Origin of the sequence: Flavobacterium aquicola, from assembly GCF_003385115.1 — a bacterium.
In the GTDB taxonomy this organism is placed as follows: Bacteria; Bacteroidota; Bacteroidia; order Flavobacteriales; family Flavobacteriaceae; genus Flavobacterium; species Flavobacterium aquicola.
In genome coordinates, this window is sequence record NZ_QUNI01000014.1 from 61911 (window position 1) to 85604 (window position 23694).

Annotated in this window: 17 protein-coding genes; 10 read left to right on the top strand and 7 right to left on the bottom strand. The window is 33.9% G+C overall.

Features of this window, described 5'->3' with window-relative positions:
* Positions 1-21: 21 nt before the first annotated feature.
* Both C8P67_RS18700 and C8P67_RS18705 read left to right on the top strand, forming a co-directional pair.
* Positions 22-1026 (top strand): hypothetical protein, encoded by a 1005-nt coding sequence (locus tag C8P67_RS18700; protein ID WP_115814709.1) that lies wholly within the window; start codon positions 22-24, stop codon positions 1024-1026.
* On the top strand, positions 986-3247 hold the full coding sequence (locus C8P67_RS18705; protein WP_115814710.1) for a hypothetical protein: 2262 nt from the start codon (positions 986-988) through the stop codon (positions 3245-3247). Before C8P67_RS18700 ends, C8P67_RS18705 begins: the two co-directional genes overlap by 41 nt.
* A 285-nt stretch (positions 3248-3532) precedes the next feature.
* On the opposite strand, the gene C8P67_RS18710 is transcribed toward C8P67_RS18705, so the two are convergent.
* Entirely contained in the window at positions 3533-4216 is a 684-nt protein-coding gene (locus C8P67_RS18710) for a ComF family protein (RefSeq protein WP_170141492.1), read from the bottom strand.
* 183 nt (positions 4217-4399) lie between these two features.
* Between C8P67_RS18710 and C8P67_RS18715 the strand changes: the two genes are divergently transcribed.
* The 6 genes from C8P67_RS18715 to C8P67_RS18740 all read left to right on the top strand — a co-directional run bounded on the left by C8P67_RS18715 (position 4400) and on the right by C8P67_RS18740 (position 11860).
* A complete protein-coding gene (locus C8P67_RS18715; RefSeq protein WP_170141493.1) occupies positions 4400-5776 on the top strand; it encodes a T9SS type A sorting domain-containing protein in 1377 nt (458 codons plus the stop codon).
* 162 nt (positions 5777-5938) lie between these two features.
* Positions 5939-7477 carry a glycine--tRNA ligase gene (locus C8P67_RS18720; protein WP_115814712.1) on the top strand — a complete coding sequence of 513 codons (1539 nt, stop codon included), beginning with the start codon at positions 5939-5941 and terminating at the stop codon, positions 7475-7477.
* A 310-nt stretch (positions 7478-7787) separates the two neighbouring features.
* Positions 7788-8597, top strand: coding sequence for a LytR/AlgR family response regulator transcription factor (locus tag C8P67_RS18725; protein ID WP_115814713.1), 810 nt, complete (start codon positions 7788-7790; stop codon positions 8595-8597).
* Positions 8598-8771: 174 nt separating this feature from the next.
* Complete coding sequence (locus C8P67_RS18730; RefSeq protein ID WP_115814714.1) at positions 8772-9020, top strand: hypothetical protein; 249 nt, start codon at positions 8772-8774, stop codon at positions 9018-9020.
* Positions 9021-9233: 213 nt separating this feature from the next.
* Entirely contained in the window at positions 9234-11165 is a 1932-nt protein-coding gene (locus C8P67_RS18735; protein ID WP_245980510.1) for a tetratricopeptide repeat-containing sensor histidine kinase, read from the top strand.
* Positions 11165-11860: a response regulator gene (locus C8P67_RS18740; protein WP_115814716.1), complete on the top strand. Its 696-nt coding sequence runs from the start codon at positions 11165-11167 to the stop codon at positions 11858-11860. Before C8P67_RS18735 ends, C8P67_RS18740 begins: the two co-directional genes overlap by 1 nt.
* Positions 11861-11966: 106 nt before the next feature.
* Here the strand turns inward: C8P67_RS18740 and C8P67_RS18745 are convergent, their stop codons facing one another.
* The 6 genes from C8P67_RS18745 to C8P67_RS18770 all read right to left on the bottom strand — a co-directional run bounded on the left by C8P67_RS18745 (position 11967) and on the right by C8P67_RS18770 (position 21724).
* The gene (locus tag C8P67_RS18745; protein WP_115814717.1) at positions 11967-17189 is read right to left on the bottom strand and encodes a T9SS type A sorting domain-containing protein; all 5223 of its coding nucleotides are present in this window, start codon (positions 17187-17189) and stop codon (positions 11967-11969) included.
* A gap of 56 nt (positions 17190-17245) precedes the next feature.
* Positions 17246-18274, bottom strand: coding sequence for a right-handed parallel beta-helix repeat-containing protein (locus tag C8P67_RS18750; RefSeq protein WP_115814718.1), 1029 nt, complete (start codon positions 18272-18274; stop codon positions 17246-17248).
* Positions 18275-18673: 399 nt separating this feature from the next.
* Positions 18674-19720, bottom strand: a complete 1047-nt coding sequence (gene thiL / locus C8P67_RS18755; protein WP_115814719.1) for a thiamine-phosphate kinase — start codon at positions 19718-19720, stop codon at positions 18674-18676.
* A gap of 185 nt (positions 19721-19905) precedes the next feature.
* Complete coding sequence (locus tag C8P67_RS18760) at positions 19906-20319, bottom strand: nuclear transport factor 2 family protein (RefSeq protein WP_115814720.1); 414 nt, start codon at positions 20317-20319, stop codon at positions 19906-19908.
* 135 nt (positions 20320-20454) lie between these two features.
* Positions 20455-21372, bottom strand: coding sequence for a tetratricopeptide repeat protein (locus C8P67_RS18765; RefSeq protein WP_115814721.1), 918 nt, complete (start codon positions 21370-21372; stop codon positions 20455-20457).
* Between the two features lie 163 nt (positions 21373-21535).
* A complete protein-coding gene (locus C8P67_RS18770; RefSeq protein WP_147298260.1) occupies positions 21536-21724 on the bottom strand; it encodes a hypothetical protein in 189 nt (62 codons plus the stop codon).
* Between the two features lie 352 nt (positions 21725-22076).
* Between C8P67_RS18770 and C8P67_RS18775 the strand changes: the two genes are divergently transcribed.
* Both C8P67_RS18775 and C8P67_RS18780 read left to right on the top strand, forming a co-directional pair.
* Positions 22077-23009 (top strand): 1-phosphofructokinase family hexose kinase, encoded by a 933-nt coding sequence (locus tag C8P67_RS18775; RefSeq protein WP_115814723.1) that lies wholly within the window; start codon positions 22077-22079, stop codon positions 23007-23009.
* Between the two features lie 184 nt (positions 23010-23193).
* Positions 23194-23673 carry a DinB family protein gene (locus C8P67_RS18780; protein ID WP_115814724.1) on the top strand — a complete coding sequence of 160 codons (480 nt, stop codon included), beginning with the start codon at positions 23194-23196 and terminating at the stop codon, positions 23671-23673.
* Positions 23674-23694 lie beyond the last annotated feature (21 nt).

Genomic DNA, 23694 nt, shown 5'->3' on the forward strand with positions numbered 1-23694 from the left:
TCATCCCAAACCGCTTCTCTTTTGAAAAAAACAATTCTTTTTGGCATCCTATTCTGTCTCTTTATTTCCTGTCAGCATCAGGAAGAGCCTGCAATTTCCTTTTATTATTGGAAAACCATTTTTAGGCTTTCGCCAAAAGAAAAAAATACACTGACCGACAATCAGGTCAAGCGGATTTACATTCGGTATTTTGATATTGATTTGATCGGGCAAAGCCAAAAACCATTTCCAAGAACTCCAATTCGTTTTGAGGATTCAGCTTCTAGCTTTGAAATTATTCCAGTGGTGTATATAAAAAACAAAGTGATGCTGGACAAAAATTTAAATGTGATTGATTTGGCTCAAAAAACAGACAGTTTCATAAAGCAGATTAATTCCAAAAACAATATTTCAGTTCAGGAAATCCAGATCGATTGTGACTGGACGCTGGAAAGCAAAGACAATTATTTACGATTTATTGACGCTTTCAAGAAAATTTCCAGCAAAAAACTCTCTGCTACTATACGATTACATCAGATAAAATATTTCGAAAAAACCAAAATCCCAAACGTAGAGCGAGGCGTTCTGATGTATTACAATATGGGTAAAATAGCTTCTGATTCCCTGAATTCAATCTACGACAGAAACATCGCAAAACGCTATTTATCGAGTCTGCAAAATTATCCATTGCCCATAAACATTGCCCTGCCTATTTATTCTTGGGGAGTTCACATTCGGGACGGAAAAATAATTGGTCTTAGAAACAAAATTGATGTCAATAAACTAAAAAATAACAATAGTTTTGTTTCTACAAAAGAGAATTGGTTTACCGTAAAAAAATCCATTTTTGCAGAAGGTGTTTTTTACAAGGAAAACGATCAATTGAAAATAGAATCCATATCCAAAGATGATTTGCTCGAAATGGCAGATGATCTGGAAGAAAATACAATTCAAAATCCGAAGGAAATAATCTTTTATGATTTAGACGAATTCAATTTAAAAAACTATGAAAAAGACCTTTTTAAAGAAGTTATTGATTGCTTTTAGTGCTCTGACACTTTTAGTTTACGGAACTATTTACGCCTGTTCGGATGGTGATTGGGGATGGTCATTCGACTCCAATTTTACTCCTGAAACTTTTGTAGACAAGTCTTATTCCCCTCTGTTTTTATCCTCCGATGTTTTTTACGGAATAGGTTTCGATACCGAACATCTTACCAGATTTAACAGCGAAAATATCAAAGACTGGTCAGTTTATCTGGAAGACCGAATCAGCGAAAAAGACTTAACATTTTTCCTGACCGATTCCAGCAGTGCGGATGTTTCCAATTTGTATATGTATTACAAAAAAGGAAAGCCAAATAAAACATCTGAAAAATGGAGCAAAAAAATAAAGTTAGATGATGCCAAAACCAAGGACTTTCTATTCTTTTTAAATGATGCCCAAACAGTTGAAACTTATTCTACACAGCGATTTGATTCTTGGAGTTATGACGAAACTATAAAAAACCAAGTCATCTCCGACCCAAAATGGATTAAAACATTGGAACAAAAATACAACGACACCAAAGATCCTTTCATAAAAAACAGATATTGGTTTTTGACTGTAAAAGCTGATTTTTACAGTGACAAACCTGCAAACGGAATTACTTTCTTTAATCAAACCGAGAAATCTGTTCCAAAAAACACTTTGTATTACAGAGCATTAGCCTATTTGGCTGGAATTGAATACAGGCAGAAAAATTATGCCAAATCTAATTATCTGTACAGCAAAGTATTCGATAAATGTCCTGCAATGCGTGTGGTTTCGGCCTATTGTTTTCATCCTAAGGAGGAAAAAGACTGGAAAGAATCTTTAAAAATGGCTAAAAACGATGAAGAAAAAGCTGCGCTTTGGGCATTACAAGGATATTATAATGACGAAGAAAAAGCCATTGCTGAAATCTATAAGGTAGAGCCAAAAAGCCCGCATATCGATTATTTATTAACCCGATTAATCAACAATCAGGAAAACAAAATTGATAAATCTTTCAAAGACAAAACTGTACTTCAAAACAAAAAAACAACCAAAGACAGCATTCGTAAATCAACTATTAATTTGGTTACCAAAATTGCACAGTCCAATAAAACTGCACAGCCGTATTTATGGAATATTGCAGCAGGTTATCTAGAAACTTTAAATGGAAATTTCAAACAAGCCGACAAAGATTTTGATGAAGCCGAAAACAAAATGCCAAAAACACCTTTAGCAGTTAGTCAGGTCCGCTTGCTAAAATTAGTCAACAACCTCAGCAAAATAGATCAGTTAACTCCCGAAAACGAAAAAACAATACTTAGCGATTTATCTTGGCTGTATCAGGAACTGCCTAAAAACCCGATTGATAATTTCCGTTACGAAAATGCTACGGCTTGGAGCCAAAACTATTTGGCAGCATTATACCGTTCACAAAAAAATACGGTAATGGCTGAGATTTTTAACCATGATTCTGGTTTTTATGACAATGAAAAACAGCTGCTCGACATGAAGGCTTTTTTATCAAAAACCAACAAAACCGAAATCGAAAAAATTGGTGCTTCTATCTATACTGTAAAACTGGCTGACATTAATTATTTTCAGGCGGTCAAAGCCACTTTCGAGAACAAAATTCCCGAGGCTATCGCTTTCATGAAACAATCGGATAAACTCCAAAACACTGTTTTTTATGGAAATCCATTCCTTGGAAATATCAAAGACTGCCACGACTGCGATCATCAAGCACCTCAGAAAAAGAAATACACCATGTTGGATTTTCTTACGATTATTCAGAAAATGCAGGATAATATTGCCAAACAAAGTGATGTCTACACAAACAGTGGAATACTCGGAAATGCTTTTTACAACATCACGCATTTTGGCAACGGCCGTGTATTTCATGAAGGAAATATTGCCGGATATGGCTCCAGTCCTGATTATTTTAGAGCCCCGATCAGCAATATGATTACCAACTGCTCTTTGGCGAAAACCTACTATCAAAAAGCATTTGCATCGGCCAAAAACAGCGAGCAAAAAGCCAAAACCCAATACATGATTGCCAAATGCGAGCGTAACGATTATTATAACAAAAAGTATTATTCGCTCAATTTATCAACTTGGGACATTCAGGACGACCAGACCAATTTTATTGCTTGGCAAGGCTTTAAAAACATAAAAGCAAATTACTCTAAGACCAAATATTATAAGGAAATCATCAACGAATGCGGGTATTTCAAGACCTATGTTCAAAAATAGATTTGAATTGAATAGTATTTGGGCGTGCCACCATCCCGATAAAAGGGCAAAACTTTCTTTACGGTTATACGCCCTTTCATCGGGATGCTGTCGGGCTATCCGCGCTACTTCGGTAGCTAGCTCCTATCCCTCACGAAATCTACAAGAACTTTATAATAAGTGAGAAATTCTGTTTTTCATAACATCTCCTAACAGGTTTCCAAAACCTGTTAGGTGTAATTGATAATTTAATAAGACTTTCTGAATTAATACCTAACAGGTCTTGGAGACCTTTTAGGATAAAAATCAAGAGTGCGCCATCGCCATACAGATTATGCTGATCTTCGTTCCTGGAATTTTCAGTAACGCTTTGGAGCAGGCTTCAAGAGTGGCTCCCGTGGTGAGTACATCATCAATTAACAGATAATGTTTATTGGCATCTTTTTCAGAAAAAGAAACATCAAAAACAGTTTCGATTCCTTCCATTCTTCCCAAAAGGTTTTTCTTCGATTGTGTTTTGGAATATACTTTTCGCTTTAAAATGGAATCATTCAGAGGAATTTTAAAATTCTCTGACAAAGCCACCCCGAAATTTGTAACCTGATTATAACCCCGTTCTTTCATTCTTTTTTTGTGCAATGGCACCGGAATAATTGCATCCACATTATTCATTATGGAATTGTCTTTCAAATCGGAGGCATACCATTCGCCCAAAAAACTGCCAATTTCTTCATGACCTTTGTATTTCAATCCATGAATCATTTCCTGTACCATTCCTTTTTTATGGAAATATAAAAATGCCGAAGCATGTTCAACCTCAACCCTGCCGTAAAACTTTTTGAAAGCTTCATTTTCGGGATTTAAATGATGTTTAGTCAAAGGCAGTTCATGTCGGCAGACCGTACAGATTATGTATTCGTTACCACTTATAAATGATTTACAGCCGGCACAGACCTTTGGAAAAAACAGGTTGATGAGAGAATTTAACATATCGAACAGAATTTGTATTAGTTTTTTACTACAAAAATGCAAAATAATATGTTTAAACACACTAGATTTACACATAAACATTTATTAAACAACACAATAAATTTAATTTCTCATCAGACAAAAATGGATTATAAAAAACTAATAACTTACTGCTTATTCTTTTTTTTGATTTTTTCAAAATCAATGATTGCACAGTCTAAAAATAACGGCCGTGTATTGAAAACATTTTTCAAGAATGGACTTATAGCTAAAGAAATTTATTCGGGCATTGATGAAAAGTATGACAGTATAAAAACCTATCATATTACTGGCGGATTAGATGAGCGATTTTATTTCACAATGAATAATAGGATAGATGGGCTCTGCGAAAAATTTTCCAGTGAAGGAAAATTACAAACTACTTGGATATTTAAAAACGGAGTTTTGATAAACAGAACCGATAATTTTAAAGAATTTAATGCTAAAAACAAAGAGACCGCAGAGTATAATTATGATAATATTGTTAAAACCAATTTGCAATTAAAAACCGATCCTAATAATTTAGGGCTGATTTGGAGCCGAGCGTCCAGCAGAATCTATCTAAAAGATAATATATTGGCCGAAATGGATTTTTTGATGCTTAAATCTCAACTGGAAATTATTAAATCCATTCCTAGTGAGGCAATAAAATACCCAAGAATAAATCAAGATTTAGCAGAAATATACAGTAGGCTCGCCTCACTTTATTCACGTTTTGAGAATGATAATTTAGCCGTTGATTATCAATTAAAAGCCGTACAAACTGACCCAGATGAAATCAGGCATGTCCTTAATTTAGGAGGTACGTTGGCTTCTGAAACTCATGAATACCGGTTAGCAATTTATTATTTGAACCAAGTAATCAGCAAAGTTCCCAATCATAATTTTGCCAACTGGGCTTTAGGAGCTGCGTACTTGGAAATGGAGCAGTATCAAAAAGCAGCAGACTGCATTAATCTGGCATTTGAGAATGAAGCTAATTTATACATTTATGGTTATGGAACAAGTGAAAATGACCTTCGGACTATTCGCGGATTAGCTTATCATAAATTAGGAAAAACCGCTTTGGGAATTAAAGATCTGAAAGAAGCTTTACGAATTAATGACAAAAATTCAGTGGCAAATAAATACTTTGGAATCGTTAATGATGATCTAGGCGATAGTCAAAAAGCCTGCGAATATTTCCAGAAATCAAGAGAATTGGGTTATGAAAAAAAATATTATAATAAAAGTTTAGAATCTTACATAAAAAAAGCCTGTAAAGAAAATGCTTCTAAAATTACAGATTCAAAATCAATTCTAAATATAAGCCCAAAAGACCTGCCTTATATTGGCCCTAATCCTGCGGAAAATTTTGTCGAAGTATTCAATTATCCATACAGTAATTTTAGCTATGACATTAATGACATGGGAGGCAAAAGCGTTGGACATGGAATAGCTAATAACAAAACTATACAAGTTTCAGGGATACCTTCGGGCTTGTATATTCTTACTATTGAGAAAGAAGGAAAGCAAGAGACATTTAAACTAATAAAAAAATAGTTCCTTGACTCTGTAAAAAAACTTAATTTGATTATGAAAATGATTGGGTGCAATTATGAAATTTTAAAAAATAACTTAATTTCATAAAAACCAACAAAATCATTGTGTCAAACTTCATTTTTTTTCTTTTTTTAATTTCACTTTTTATATTTTTGCACCACTATGGCAAAACAAGAAGATTTATTTAAGAATGTAGTTTCGCATGCAAAAGAATACGGATTTATTTTTCCGTCAAGCGAAGTGTACGATGGTTTAAGTGCGGTATATGATTACGCACAAAACGGAGTAGAATTAAAAAAGAACATACGCGAATATTGGTGGAAATCGATGGTTCAGATGAACGAGAACATCGTAGGATTGGACGCGGCTATACTGATGCACCCAACAACTTGGAAAGCATCTGGTCACGTTGACGCTTTCAACGATCCATTGATAGACAACAAAGATTCGAAAAAAAGATATAGAGCTGATACTTTAGTCGAAGATTATGCTGAAAAGTTAAATCAAAAGGCTCAAAAAGAAATTGAAAAAGCAAAAGCCCGTTTTGGAGATGCTTTTAATGAAGAAGAATTTATTACCACTAATGCCCGCGTTGTAGAATATCTTTCTAAGAAAAAAGAAATTTTGGAAAGACTTGCAAAAGGTATGAGTGAAGATCTTCAGGATGTAAAAGCTTTAATCGAAGAATTAGAAATCGCTGATCCTGAAACCGGTTCAAGAAACTGGACTGATGTAAAGCAATTCAACTTGATGTTCGGAACCAAATTAGGAGCTTCTGCAGATTCTGCAATGGATTTGTATTTACGTCCGGAAACAGCTCAGGGTATTTTTGTAAACTTCTTGAATGTTCAAAAATCTGGCCGTATGAAAGTTCCTTTTGGAATTGCACAGACTGGAAAAGCGTTCAGAAACGAAATTGTTGCTAGACAATTCATTTTTCGTATGCGTGAGTTTGAACAAATGGAAATGCAGTTTTTTGTACGTCCTGGTGAAGAAATGCAATGGTACGAGCATTGGAAAACAACTCGTTTGAACTGGCATTTATCTCTTGGTTTAGGAAAAGAAAACTATCGTTTTCACGATCACGAAAAATTAGCGCACTACGCAAACGCTGCTGCCGATATTGAATTTAATTTCCCTTTTGGTTTCAAAGAATTAGAAGGTATTCACTCTCGTACAGATTTTGATTTAAAAGCGCATGAACAATATTCAGGAAGAAAACTTCAGTATTTTGATCCTGAACTGAACGAAAACTATGTTCCTTATGTAGTAGAAACTTCAGTAGGACTAGACAGAATGTTCTTGGCGATTTTCTCTACTTCATTAAAAGAAGAAACTTTAGAAGACGGTTCAACCAGAACAGTCTTAAAATTACCAGCAGTTTTGGCACCAACAAAAGCAGCTGTTTTGCCATTGGTTAAAAAAGACGGACTACCTGATATTTCCAAAAAAATCATTGATGATTTAAAATGGGATTTCAATGTGTCTTATGATGAAAAAGACGCCGTAGGAAGACGTTACAGAAGACAAGATGCTTTAGGAACTCCTTTCTGTATCACTGTCGATCACCAAACTATCGAAGATCAAACGGTAACTATCCGACACAGAGATACGATGAAACAAGATCGTGTAGCGATCTCTGAATTAAAATCAATCATTGAAAATGAAGTTTCGATGAAAAACTGGTTAATGAAAATGTAATTTATCTCAATAATCATTTATAAATGCTTCTCAGATGAGAAGCATTTTTTATTAGCAACAATCTGAAAATATTATAATTATTTGTGTATGTATTTAATCTACAAACAAATACTGCTGTATTTTTATAAACCTTTTAATTTATTTGAAATAAAAAAATCATAACTTTGAGTGTTTTTTATTATGTTATTTGCTATTAAAATCATTTTTTAATCTGAATTATTCTTTTAAAATCTGCACTTTTTAAATAGAAACTATAAACATTTAAAACAAAAAAAGTAAAAATTTCAATAATTAAAATAAATTCGAAAAAATGAATTACACCTACATTATTATTGATGATAGTCCTGAAAGTGTTTTGAAAACAAAGGCAATTGCCAGCGAATTTTCAGAATTAAACTTTCTCGGCTCTGCTGATAATTATGCAGATGGTGTTAATCTAATTTTGGAACACATGCCAAGACTCATTTTTTTGGAAATAGATCCTGCAGACAAAAACAGTAATTTGTCCTTACAATTAATCAACGGACTATTAATGTATTTGAGAGAATTACCCAAAATTGTTATTACAACTAAGAAAAAAGATTTTGCTTTTGACTGTATTAAGTATGAAGTTGTAGACTATTTACTAAAACCATTATTAGTAATTGATTTTGTAAAATTGATTCATAAATTGAATAAAACAAATACAGAAGACGAAATAGTGCTTGTTCAGAATCCAAATACTTCAGAAAAACAAAATCTTGAAAAGATTGAATCCAGAAATAACAAAAAATCGTTCATATTATGTGTCAAATCCTATGGCGATCATAGATATATTGATTCTGATGAAATCTGCTATTTCCAAGCCGATAATAACTCGACTGATATACATCTGAAAAATGGAGAAATGATAACCGCATTCAAGACCCTGAAACATTTTGAAACAGTATTATCAAATCCATTTATAAGAATTCACAATAGTTATATAGTTAATCGAAATTATATCTCTAGAATTCATACAGGAAACTCTTTATGTTACATAAAGAAAACTACAATAAAACTGCCTTTTTCTAAATCTTACAAAACGAATATCGACTTTATAATTAATGAATTTGCAACTGAAAATTATATTGAAACTTAAGAAATAGTCAATTTCTCGAAATTGATATGCATCCACTATCAGACGGATACCATTGACCATAAACAGCTTTTTTTCAATTGTTTATTGTGGCTTACTGTTTAGTTTTACAAAAGAATTCCAACGCAAATGGAATCAAAAACGTAAAAAAAACAACAACATAAAGCCCAAGAAATCATGAAAAAAGCTATCTTATCAATCGGATTATTTACATTAGTATTAGCATCAACTTCATTTGCTGCACCAACAAGTTCAACTTCTTCAATTGCTGACAATACAGCAATCACAAATGTAGATGGCACTGGAGCACAACAAACCGGTGATCACAGAAAAGTGGACTTTAATCAAAATCTTCTAGTCAATCAAGTTACTGCTGTTGACGGAACCGGGGCACAACAAACTGGTGATCATCGAAAAGTAGACTAAAAAATATCGATTAAAATATAAAAAAAAGCCGTCAAAAAAATGACGGCTTTTTTTTATATAAAAAGTTTTAGTATTTTTGAGAGAATTCATATTCTTCTATTGAAAAATTATTGCTACATATTATTGTTATTTTTGATTTTTTTCATTAGTTGTACTAATAAAAATAAATCACAACAAAATAGTATTCCTTCTCAAGATAGTCTAACATCATATTTGCTGTTAGCTAATGACGTACACTTACCCCAAAAATTAAAACAAAAATACAATCATAAGGCTTTTGAAATTATAATTAGTCAAAAAGATGATTCTCTTAATAAAGTTAACCTATTTAAAGTAGCCAATCGCTATTATAATATGGCCGACTGGAAAGGATATTATAACACTTCTAAACTTATTTTAGAAAATTCTCAAAATAGTCATGACACAGTCAATTTGGCCAAAGCATATACCTATGTAGGAGATTACTATAAAAAAAAATCTATCTCAGACAGTGCCTTCTACTGTTATAATAAAGCTGAGAAATTATATCTCAGACTTGATGATAATTATAATTTAGCAAAAACCCAGATTAGTAAAGCGAATCTACAATTTTCTGAAAATGAGCACTTTAATAGCGAAATAGCAGTTTTCAAAGCTCTCAAGAATATAAAACAGGTAAAAGCTAATGATTTATTATATGAATCATATAATCTTTTAGGAATTCTATACAATGAACGTGAAGAATACAACAAATCCTTAGAATTTCATAATAAGGCTTTAACAACTTTGAAGGATTCATCAATACCCGCAGAATTCCAATTTAAAGCAACTTCTTTAAATAATATAGGTTATGTATATCTGAATTTAAAAAATTATAACGAAGCAAAAAACTATTTCCAAGAAGGGCTGAAGCAAAAAAAGTTATTTATAGAACATACTCCTTTATATGCTATGCTATTAGATAATCTGGCATATGCCAAATTTAAACTTAAAGACACAGATGGCATTTCTGATTTATTTTATAGATCGCTTAAAATTAGAGATAGTTTACATTTAACATCTGGACTCATTGTTAACAAGACTCATTTGTCGGAATATTATTATTCTAAAAATGACACATTAAAAGCAATTCAATATGCGAAGCAGGCACTTGCATTATCACGAAGTACCAAACAATTAAGAAGCATATTAGAATCCCTAAAACAAATGGGAGCTGTAGATCCTAAAAACGCATCAAAATATTCTAACGAATATATATTAATTAATGACCGCTTACAAAAAGCAGAGAGAAAAATGGGTGAAAAGTTCTCTCGAATAGAATATGAAACTGATGAAATAAAAGTAGAAAATACCAATTTAGAAGGTCAAAACAAAAAGCTGTTGTTAATATTTGCCGCTTTTATTATCTTAGTAATATTATTGTATACTATTAACAGTCAAAAAACTAAACAAAGAGAACTTTTATTTAAACAGCAGCAACAGCAAAGTAATGCCGAAATTTATAATCTCTTGATTAATCAGCAGAACACTATTGAAATCAATAATATTAAAGAAAAAAAGCGAGTAGCAAGGGAACTGCACGACGGTGTTTTGGGCAGAATGTTTGGAGTTCGAATTAATCTGGATGGCTTAAATAAAATTAAAGATGATTCAGGAATCGAAATGCGATTGAATTATTTGACTGAATTAAAAAATATTGAACAGGACATTCGCGAAATTTCTCATAATCTTAATAGAGAAAAATCAGAATTAATTAATAACTTCGTAGCAATAGTAACCAATCTATTTGAAGAACAGAAAAAAACGTTTCCAACAAAGTTTCTAGCACATCTGGATCCTACTATAAAATGGGATTCTATTGACAATATTATAAAAATTAATTTATATAGAATTCTCCAAGAATCACTTCAAAATTGTAACAAGTACGCTAACGCAACAAAAATAAAGGTAGAATTCAAAAAACAAAATGACAGCTTAGTTTTAAAAATTAGTGATGATGGAATTGGGTTTAATATAAACCGAGCCAAAAAAGGAATCGGACTCCAAAATATCAAAATTAGAACAACAGAATGTGAAGGAACCCTCGAAATAAAATCAAAAAAAGACGAAGGCACTTCCATAATGATAATTATTCCAATCAATAAAACACAAAAACCTATAGCATAATGACAGTTGATTCAAATGTGCAAAAAATAATTAAAAAGGAAATTTTAATTGTAGATGATCATCCTTTTATAATTGATGGATACAAAAACGCTATAACACGATACAAACCTGATGTTTATGAATATTCATTTACTCAGGGTAAGGACTGCGTAACTGGCTACAACATCATTACAAATCCAGAAACAACACCTTTTGATGTGGCATTTTTAGATATAAGTATGCCTGCTTATGAAGAAAAAGGAATTCATTCTGGTGAAGATTTGGCTAAATTAATTATAGAATACATGCCCAATTGCAAAATAATTTTGCTTACCATGTATACCGAATTACTCAAAATAAAGAATATAATTGATACTATAAATCCCGCCGGCTTGGTTATCAAAAATGATTTGACTTTTGATGAACTGCTTTTTGGTTTTGATATAGTATTGAAAAACGAAATTTATTACAGTCATTCAGTAATCAAAATGGCTAATCAAAATAACAACGACATTGCGGGAATTGATCAATTTGATAAATTAATTTTATTTCATATTTCCAAAGGAACAAAAACCAAAGACATACCTCAATATATTCCTATTTCGTTACACGCCATTGAACAGCGAAAAGTAAATCTTAAAGCATTGTTTAAAATTGAAGAAGGAAGTGATATTGATCTGATTAAGGAAGCAAAAATTCGAGGAATTATTTTATAACCTTTTTCAGTACTACTATATTAAACTACAATCAAACTTGTTAAAAGCTAAAAACCGTCTCAAAATATTGAGACGGTTTTTCTTCTTTTGGTATTATTAAATTTAATTATTTATTCGATTTAATTACTTTAAAAATTTTGCTGGCATCTTCTGTATTTACTTCTATTAAATAATATCCATCAGCAATTGAACTCATATCAACTGTTCCCGATGTGGCATTTAAATTTTTAGATATTAGTTCTTGACCAAGCATATTTAAAACTCTGACTTTTGTCAAAATGACTACATGAGAAAGATTCAAATTATCTTTCACATGATTAGGAAAATATGCAAAAGATTTTGAATCAAAACTATCATTTCCTAATGTTAAACCTATGGTAACACCTAAGGCACTAGTGCTAAAACAACTATCAATAGTTTGTGTTGCATAGTATGTTTTTCCTTCTTCCAGTGCAAGTCCCAAATCTAAAGGATTCGTACCTGCAGCAGCAGCAGCTTGTGAATCGTACCATTTTATATCTGTTCCTGTTACCACAATATCAGCAATGGTTTTATTTTCCTCTAATGTTTGATTTGTATCACCGCTTGGTGCTGGTGTAACGTTAATAGAAGCCATAACAGCCAGACGTGCTGCACTTTCACAAGAATTTAAAGTCTGGCTCGCATAATACAAAGTATTGTTTACCAATGCTTCATCGCTATTTAGAGATGTTCCATTTACAGAATCCGTGTACCATTTAATATCACTGCCGGTGGCTTGCAATTCTGAAATCTTAGCAGCATTACAAAATGTCTGAGTTGCTGTTCCAGTTGGCGTTGGAGTAACATTTATAGAAACCAATACAGCCAAACGTGCTGCACTTTCACAAGAATTTAAAGTTTGGCTCGCATAATACCAAGTATTGTTTGCCAATGCTGCATCACTATTTAAAGATGTACCATTTACAGGGTCTGCGTACCATTTAACATCACTGCCGGTAGCTTTCAATTCTGAAACCTTAGCAGCATTACAAAATGTCTGGGTTGCTGTTCCAGCTGGTACTGGAGTAACATTCATAGAAGCCAGAATAGGTAAACGCGAAATACTTTCACAAGAATTTAAAGTTTGGCTCGCATAATACCAAATACCATTGGACAATGCTGCTGTACCATCCAATGATGTTCCGTTCGCAGGCTGCGTATACCATTTAATATCGGTACCATCTGCTTTCAATTCGGAAACAGTGCCAGCATTGCAAAACGTTTGAGTTGCCACTACTGCTGTTGGAACAGGAGTTGTACTAATGCTCACTGTTATTTTTGAAGCTGGTCCAGTTCCACAAGGTCCAGTTCCGCTAACTGCTATAACAGTATACTCACCAGTTTGATATGAAGCTAGGTTATTAATGGTAATACTTTGCGTAGCAGCTGTAAATCCATTTGGTCCTGTCCATAAGTAAGAAGCAGCACCAACTACGGTTTCGGCAGTAAGGCTAAGACCTTGTCCAGCACAAACTACAGGATTTCCAGAGATAACCGGAGCTGTTAACAGAACTGAACAAATAGTAAATGTTCTTTTCTCTGTCAAACTCCATACTTTACCTTCGTTTTTTACTCTCACAAAAACATTATGGTCTCCAGCACCTAGAGTACTTGTAGCCACGTCTGAAAGGGTAACTGTAATAGATTCAGCTGGAGTCCCAATGTCAATTGCTGTTCCGCTTCCTAATCCTGGATCTGTGTCAAAATAATATTCTGCAGTAACGATAGGTTCAATCACTGTTGAAACAACTGTAGGCTGAATATAAACAACTCGACCTTCGTACATACTCCATTGCCCTTTAGAATCTTTGGTTCTAAAAAACAAATTATGAAATCCTTCTGATAATCCTGTAGTAGAAACTTGAGCAGTTACACTAAGAGGAGTGGCGGCGCTAAATGGAGCTAAAGCCGTGCCGTTACCAATGCCTGGCTCCGTATCAAAAAAGTATTCTCCTGCAACAATAGGTGAACTTGTTAATACCAAAGGTTCTGGCTGAACATAGAAAACTCTTCCTTCGTACATTCCCCATTTGCCATCAATATCTTTAGTTCGTATAAACAGATTATGAAATCCGGAAGTTAATGTTGGAAGCGTAATTTGAAGATTCTCACTAACGTTAAGTCCGCCAGCTGTCGGTAATGGAGTACCTTTTCCAAGCCCTGGATCAGTGTCAATAAAATATTCAATAGCTGCTATTGGTTTCACATCAAGCTTAACAATATTACTTTTGCAGTCAGTTTGATTAATTTTAATATCAATACCATTATCACTTCCAATCAAAGGAGTATTACTGCTTACAACACGAATACGGTATCCAGTTCCAGCAGGAGCTGCCAAAGGAATTATAGCATAAATACTTGTATTTAAAGGAGATTCTAAGGTCCCAATATTTACAGGACTGCTAAACGATCCCGAAGCATCAGACAATTGTGCGGTAAAAATATTGGCAGCATCATATTTTCCAGTTATCGCAAAATCAACAGTAACTACCGCCCCTCCACAAAAGTTTTCACCTTTCACAACAGCGGTTCCTAAAGTAGTATCGGCGGTTAAACCTATTTTTGCTAAAAATGGATTTCGAGTTAGACCATTTAGGGTCGCAGTACCAAAAGTTGCACTTGCTGTGTAATAACCATTGATATAGCAATTCCCAGCAGCATCAACACCTATTTTACTTCCTGCATCTTGTCCGCTTTCTCCTACTTGCTGTAACCAGACAATATTTCCCTGATTATCATATTTAGCAACAAAAACATCACTAATACCACTGCTAGTATTACTAACATTTAAAGTTGAAAAATCAGTGTTGTGCTGGAATCTTCCCGTTACAAAATAATTCCCGTTAGCGTCTAATGCTATTCCATCTCCGTAATCAGCATCTAGCCCAATACCTTTTTGTTCAACTGTTTCCGGTAATTGCCCAGCTGCATCATATTTTCTAATGAAAATATCCCATGAAGAACCTGTATAATAGGCACCAGTTACGTAACTATTCCCAACTTTATCAGTTACAATGTCATTCCCGATAGAATATTCAGTCCTTCTTTTTGTCCACACTTCACCTCCAGAAGGGTCGCATTTTCTAATAAAAAAATAATTTCCAGTTGCACTGCTTGTACGAGTGTATCCTGTTATGTAAGAATTACCAAAATTATCAACAGATATACCATTCACAGTATTTTCTAATAAAGTAGTATTAGTTGCATATCCATCATATTTTGACCATTGTACCACCCCATTTGAATCATACTTTGCATAGAAATAATAAGAATAGGTAGTGGCATTTCCATACATATATCCTCCTACATAGCAATTTCCATTCGAATCAACAGCAATACTATTTCCTTGATTTTTTCTTCCAAGATTATAATTACTAGCCCATAAAACTGTTCCAGAGGCATCATATTTAATTATAAATAGATCGGATTGCCCCGTGTTAGCAAGAGTTATTGCTCCAAAAGTAGCCGAACCTGTATATGATCCGGTAATGTAATAATTACCTGAAGCATCTACAGTAATATCAGTAGGGTTTTCAACTCCTGAACCACTGCTTCCCGTTCTGTCCCAAACCAAGGTTCCTGCTGCATCATATTTCTTGATGTTTACATGCGAACTTATTTGATTTACAACATAACTGTTCCCCCCTGCATCAGTAAAAATAGAACCGTCATCTGTAGTCGCTACAGAACTTACTCCGTCTATATTTTTCGCCCATGCCCAGTCAGGGGTTGTCAACTGACTGTTCCCATTTATAGTAATAGCGCTTCCATTATCAGTTCCAAAAACTTCAGGTGTTGTAGATATTACCCGAATGCGGTATTCTGCCGCCGGGATTGTGAGTGAAGGAATTACGCAGTTAATAGGGCTTGCAGTACCTACTCCAATATATTTGGGATAAAAGAAAGAACCCGAAGGATCAGAAAGCTCTACGGTATATTTGGTACCAGCAGGGAAATTTCCTTTGGTTGAAAAAGGCACACTTATAGAACTGCCAGCATTGTAATTGTGGGAAGCCAAAGGAAGCGTGGTAATGCTTTCTGTTCCTTCCACAAAATCGCCAATTTTAGCTATATAAGGCTGTCTAACTATACCATTTAATGCAGCTGTTCCAAAAGTTGTGCTTGTGGTGAAATAACCGTTAATATAAACATTATTGGCAGCATCAACTCCAATTTTGCTGGCCGCATCTTCACCGCTTTCACCCGCCTGCTGTACCCAAACGACATCTCCCAGCTTATCATATTTGGCTACAAAAACATCACTTACCCCACTATTAAGGTTGCTGATGGCTATGGGACCAAAAGCAGCATTTTGTTGAAACCTTCCAGAAACATAACAGTTTCCATCAGCATCAATGGCAATTCCATCACCATAATCTGCATCTACACCGCCATTATTTTGAGCCCAAAGAATTTGGCCAGCTGCATCATATTTTCTAGTAAAAATATCCCAAGACGTGCCAGTATAATATGCTCCTGTCACATAACTGTTTCCTACTTTATCAGTAACAATATCAAATCCAGCTGAATTTTCAGTTCTTGTTTTGTGCCAAACTGTATTTCCAAAAGGATCACACTTACGTATGAAAAATAATTGCTGCGTGCTGCCATTTGGTCTGTAATATCCAGTTAAATAAGAATTCCCAAAATTATCTACAGAAACTCCATTAACAACATTAAATATTGCAGGAGAAGTGGTATTTGGGTATCCATCATATTTTGACCATTGAATTACTCCATTTGAATCATATTTTGCATAGAAAAAATAGGCTGCCGTAGTCGCATTACCACACATATATCCTCCTACGAAGCAATTTCCATTGCTGTCAACAGCAATACTATTTCCTTGGTTATTTCTCGATACACCATAATTACTTGCCCACACTACTGTTCCAGAAGAGTTGTATTTAACAACGAAAAGATCAATTTGTGCTGTATTAGGAAGTATTGTCGTTCCAAAAGTAGAAGATCCAGTATGGGAACCTGTAACATAATAATTACCAGTAGCATCTACTGTAATATCAGTAGGTGTTTCAACTCCTGCACCACTGCTTCCGGTGCGATCCCAAATCAAGGTTCCTGCTGCATCATATTTTTTAATGTTTACGTGTGAGCTTATTTGGTTTACAACATAACTGTTTCCTGCTGCATCTGTAAAAATAGAGCCATCATCTGTGGCTGCCACAGCACTTGCCCCGGTTATGTTTGCTGCCCAAGCCCAGTTCGGAGCAGGTACTGTTTGGGCATTAATTTGTGATCCATACAATGTAGAGAGTATCACAAATAATATAAATATTATTTTTTTCATCGTGAATCGGGTTTTAGATTAGAATTTTAAATTCAGAAATGATTTTAGAATCTTTCTTATTGCTGGCCTTTAGCCTTAAATTCTATACTTAAAGTCCCGTTTTGAGGCAGTACAGAGTTTTGAATATCCATACTTGTTATTTGAGGTATATTTGTAGCTCCTGTATTGTTCGGCGAAGGGTAACTTCCTCCGTGAATACCTATATCAGTTCCATCAGTTCCATATTTAAAACCTATTGAAGAGGCAAGCAGCGTCCAATCATGTTTTGTGGCATCTTCAAGAGTTATATTTAAAGGTATTGTTGTTGTAAATTGAGCATTGACAGTGTTTAAATTACCTACACCTGTGTTTCCTGAAGGAGGAAAATTTTTGTAATTAGCTGGATCCGCATAAATAAAAATGTTTTTATTCCAAGTATTTTGTTTACCTGTGAAATAACTAAATGCTAAAGGTTCAATAAAAATATTATTTGTTATTGTAGAATAATCCATTTGGGATATCCATGCCCCATTTAGAAAAATATTATTTGTAATAATAACGCTCGGTTTAGTTGAATTATATATGTAATTTCCAACTATATTATTACTAATAATAATATTTTTAAAGTCTAGAATCCTAAGTCCAGCTATAAAATTATTACGAAGAATCCAGCCATTCCCTACAACATCTGAGCTAGCATTAGTGATGTAATTGCGTTCTAAAGTTATATTATTAACATCAAGAGATCCCCCAGAACCATATATGTAAGAAAATTCAATCCCTTTTATAGTACTTCCTGTTGGCAAAGTAGTAGAATTACCTCTGCTTAAATAAATAACACCTAACTCGGTAGCAAAATCAAACTGTGTTCCCTTCACATGATGTCCTGCTCCTATAAGCACAAGACGCTTGTTTAAAGTAACATCACCGTAAGCAGTTTGAGATCCATGAATGTAAATGGTATCACCAACTGCTGAAGCATCAACAGCTGTCTGTACTGAAGTATACTGTCCAGCTCCAACAGATCCGTTGTTTACTGTTCTAGTGGTCGCGTTAGCAGTAAATGTCGTAACTGCAAGTACAAATAATAAGTAGATTTTTTTCATCTTTGGGAAATTTTAATTTCGCTTACTCTTTATTAGGATTTTCAGCTTTCTCCTTTTAAATTGGAAATCTCTTTCCGTTTATTGAGGTATTAATTAAGCGTACTCTTATTTTAGATAAAATAGTTTTATATCTTTTATTTTTTCAGATTTGTAATTTATTGGTTTACTGAAAACTAATATCCATCGGTCTTACAAAAACAAAACCTCCAAATTTAATTTATAAGATAAAATCAAACAATACCGCTTTTGGAGTATTTTTTAATTTAAAACATTAGTTTAAAAGTGTTATTTCTCACAAATAGTCAATTTATTAACAAAAAAAATGTTCAGCCTAAATAAGCTGAACATTTATCTTTTACGTTATTAAATTTATTCTAGTTAGTGAAAGCGAATTGTAATTTACTCACTTATAGCATCCCAGCCTCTAGCTTTCAAAGGTATTCTTGTATTGGCACGGGTAACAAGATGAATACCTTCGCTTTCTTGGGTCATATGCCCAATAATAGAGAAGTTTGGATTCCCTTTTATTTTATCAAAATCTTCCATGGCAATGGTAAAGAGCAGTTCGTAATCCTCTCCTCCATTGATGGCTACGGTTGTACTATCAATATTAAACTCTTCGCAAGTTGAAATAAACTGCGGGTCAATTGGCAGTTTATCTTCATATAAATTACACCCAACACCAGACTGCTTGCATAAATGCATGATCTCTGATGACAATCCATCCGAAATATCGATCATCGAAGTTGGTTTAATTTCTAAAGCATGCAATAATGTACGCACGTCCTTGCGGGCTTCCGGCTTTAATTGGCGTTCGATTAAATAGGTGTATGCATCTAAATCAGGCTGTGAATTTGGGTTTACCTGAAAAACCTGTTTCTCTCTTTCCAAAACCTGCAATCCCATATAAGCAGCTCCTATATCGCCTGTTACGACTAATAGATCCGTTTGTTTGGCTCCGTCTCTATAAACGATTTCGTTTTCATCGGCTTCGCCAAGAGCGGTAATACTGATGATCAGTCCTTTTTGGGAAGAAGTAGTATCACCCCCTATGACATCAACTTTATATTCCTGCGCAGCATGCTTAATTCCTTCATAGAATTCTTCCAGAGCTTCCAGCGGAAAACGATTAGATACTGCTATCGAAACTGTAATCTGTGTTGGCTTGGCATTCATCGCACAAATATCAGAAACATTGACTACTACCGATTTATATCCTAAATGCTTCAGAGGCACGTAAGCCAAATCAAAATGCACGCCTTCAATCAATAAATCGGTGGAAACAACGACTTTCTTTTCCTTGAAATCCAACACGGCTGCGTCATCACCAATTCCTTTTAGTGTCGATGGCTGCATGATTTCGAAGTTTTTTGTCAAATGGTCTATTAAGCCAAATTCTCCCAGTTGGGCTATGCTTGTACGCTGCGGGTTTTTATCTTCAATCATTTTGTCTGTTTATTGCTTTTTTGGTTTTACCAAGGCAGCAAAGGTACGAAGTTGATGATTTAATAACTATAAACCTGTGTTGTATTATTTATTGAAGCCGAAAGATTTGCTTCGCCTGTTCCCTCTGTCAGTTTTTTTATTAGAAGTACTGACTACGCTACTGCCTTTGAGATAAATTATTTTTTTTAAAAGTTTAAAATCGCTTCGAGGCTGGAATTAATAGGGGCCGAAGTATGCTGATGAATCACTTTCCATTGCTCGTTTTCTTTGGCAAATCCTACTGTGATTCTATTTCTCATGCTCCTTATAATAGTGTTAGTAGCCGAAATTGCCTGAAATGTAATCACAGCACTCCCAAAACCTGCATTATCACCTTCATGGATTTCTATCATTTCAAATATCACATTGACCCTTTCTTCTCCCAAAGAACCTAACCAATCTTTTATAGCAGCAGACCATGCTGTTATGCCTGTTTGATAACCGTGTTCCCACATATCAAAAATCACAACATTGTCATGATACAGCTCAATCAGGCTTTGAGTATTCTTCTCCCAGACCGATTGCTTATAAATTGTAAAATAGTCTTGAATATTTTTCATTTTTATAAAATGTTTAATTTTCTGCTATGAGAAATTTTATAACGGATTAAGAAATATAAATCGCAAATACAAAACCATCTTTCCATTAAGCCAATTGCCCAAATCCGTTGTAGTAGCTGTTGTGCGTTCGGTTTTTTATTTATTTCTACGTTTAAGGGTTAAAATAATTAGAACAATTATTGAAATTATTCCGAGTATTAACATTATCGTTTTTGTCAGATCTATTTTATCAACTTTACTTTTTATGACTTTTGTTTGAGTTGCTACTTTTTTGATTTTTAATTTTTCATTTACAAAGTTCATTCTTTTGTTTAGTAAATCACTATCTAATCCATATTCTTTAGATTTCTCAAAAATGTCTTTAGCATTTCTAAATTCTTTTTTAATGATTGATAAATTACCAAGTTCAAATAAAAGCATTGCTACAATTTTTTCTTGTGGTTTGATAAATGATATTCTTTCATTTAATTGAAAAAAAATTGATTTATAAAGTTTGTCTATTTCTGTTTTGTTAAGTTTAGTGATTGGTATTTCTTCGTTTCCAAAATTTACACCTAAAATAAATTCAGATGTATAAAATTTTTCACCTTTAATTTTCGCTTCTAATATTTTTGAATGTAACCATTCTGATTCATTATGAGATTTTGAATTTATTTTTATGGATTTATTAATCCATTCTAATGCTTTTTTATTTTCTCCAATTAACTCGTAAATAGTTCCAATATTTGATGCTGTTGAATATCTATTTGGGTTTGTTTTTTCAATATTCAAATATAATTTTAATGCTTGATTGTATTTTTTTTGCAAAATTAATATTAATCCTTTATCAGATAAACATGCAATATCTTTTGTTTTTTTGTAAATACTGTCTAGTCGGAATTTTATATCTTCAAATTGTCCGTCGAAAAAATTATGACCAAAAGGAAGTCTATTATCATGATCCATATATAAATAATCACCATTTTTTAATTCTTTTGATTCGCCATTTAGACAAGCAAATGAATTAAGAGTTGATAATAAAAATAATAGTATAATAAGTTTTAACTTTTTCATATTTCTAACATTTTTCGTTTCGTTGGTGTAAACTGACGCACGACTAGTATATATGCCGGACAATTTCCTACTTACCACTCCTACATCGAGTGGCTATGTCTGACCAGCGTCAGTATTTATTTTCAAATATATCGATTTATTCTTCACTAAGGACTTGTGGAAGTTACTCTATTTTGTGAATCTTTTTGAATACTTCAAGCTGTAGCTCCAGTGCTTCTATTTGTTTTGTGCTATCGGCGAGCTGGGATTTTAGTTCCTTTTCGGCTTTGGTTTCATAGGGTATTGAAAGTCTTTCGCCCAGCTCCATCAAAAAATTGTGCTGCACCGCTTGCGAGATGCGCCATAATTTCAAATAGTTACAATCAAATACAGTCTTTTTATAAAAAAACATAGTATAAAACTTAATTAAGTATTATTATAAAGTTAGTTAAGCTAAAAACCAAATTAAGTTATGTTTTATCATAAACTTAGTTAAGTAAAAAGATAAACTTATTTAAGCTTTTTACCTAACTTAATTTAGATTTATTTAAATGCAGTTATTTAAAATTTAGATTGTAATAAATAGCCTCGCTGCATACAAAAAAGATGGTATATTTCAAGTACTCAAACATCTGAAATAAGAAATCGTTAATCAAAAATCTTCAATCAGATCATCTTTAATCCTTACCTTCGTCTGACACATAACCATTTCTAAAAAAATAAAAATGAATTCATTTGATATAGTTACCCTGACCGTAAATCCGGCTTTGGACAAAAGCACTCATTTTAAAGGTTTAATTGCCGAGCAAAAAATACGCTGCTCAGAGCCTCGTTTTGATGCGGGGGGCGGCGGTATCAATGTTTCCAAAGCTATTTCCCGCCTGGGAGGCAGCTCCTTTGCAGTTTTTACCTCGGGAGGGCCGCTGGGCAAAATACTGGAAGAATTGGTTGCCAAAGAATCGATCGATTTTCAAGCCATTCCCATTCAAACCTGGACTCGGGAAAGTTTTGTGGCTGTAGATGACCACACCAATTCGCAGTACCGTTTTGGCTTTACCGGAGGAGAAATAACAGCTGAAGAAGAGCAGGCTTTTCTTGACACGGTTAGTGGTTTAAAATCTAAATTTATAGTCGCCAGTGGCAGCTTAAACGAAGGCTTAACAGCTGATTTTTATCAAAAAATAGCCGAAATAGCCAAGCAGTCTGGTGCAAAATTAATTGTTGACACATCGGGAGAAGCATTAGAAAAAGTACTCGAAACAGGTGCTTACCTCATCAAACCAAATGTTGGTGAACTAGCCAAATTAATTGGCGCAGAGCGATTGGAAATGGAAGAAGTAAACGAAGCTGCCAAACAGATAATTGCCAAAGGAGGAGCCGAAATTGTGGTAGTATCACTGGGACCACAAGGTGCAGTTTTGGTAACCAAAGACAATTATGAATTTGTTCCCGCTCCTAATGTTGCCAAGAAAAGTACCGTGGGTGCCGGTGACAGTATGGTGGGCGGCATGGTTTGGGCGCTTTCGCAGAATAAAAGTCTTAAAGAAGTCATTCGCTGGGGAGTTGCCTGCGGATCGGCAGCGACAATGAACGAAGGAACCCAATTATTTAAAGGTTCCGATGCACAGCGATTATTCGACTGGCTGAAGGATAAATAAAATTTCCTCCATAAAGATAAACTCATTTGAGGGACAATAACCTGATTTTTCTCTGGAATCATCAGGTTTTTGTCTTTCTTCTTTACTCTTTTTTCTATATTCTAAAAAAAATAAAAAGCTGCTGACAAACTGTTGTCACCAGCCCTCTCTAATTTTGAAGAAGTAAAATAAAAACTTTAAAATTATGAAAACATTAGCAACACAAGTGATTACTCCTGAAGATTTATTGAAACACTGGCAAGGGCACCGCGCCTTGACAAGACGTGCAATAGAATTGTTTCCTGAAAAAGATTTTTTTGAATTTTCAATTGGCGGTATGAGACCTTTTGCAAAATTGGCCGACGAACTTTTGGCGATTGGAGCACCTGCTTTAAAAGGAATTGTAAACAGAGAAATTAAGCCTTATAATCCAGAAGAAGGAAAATTAATTTTCAAAGCACAATATCTTGAAAAATGGGATGAAGCAACGGCAGAAATTAATGAAAATTGGCAGAAACTAACCATCGAAGATTTTAACGAAACCTTCAATTTATTCGGTCAGTACGAGTTTCCGATAATACATAATATTTTATATTTCATTGATAATGAAGTGCATCATCGCGGTCAGGGTTATGTATACTTGCGTGCATTAGGGATCGAACCTCCTTTTTTCTGGGAAAGATAAAATTAGTTTTACCATTAAGGG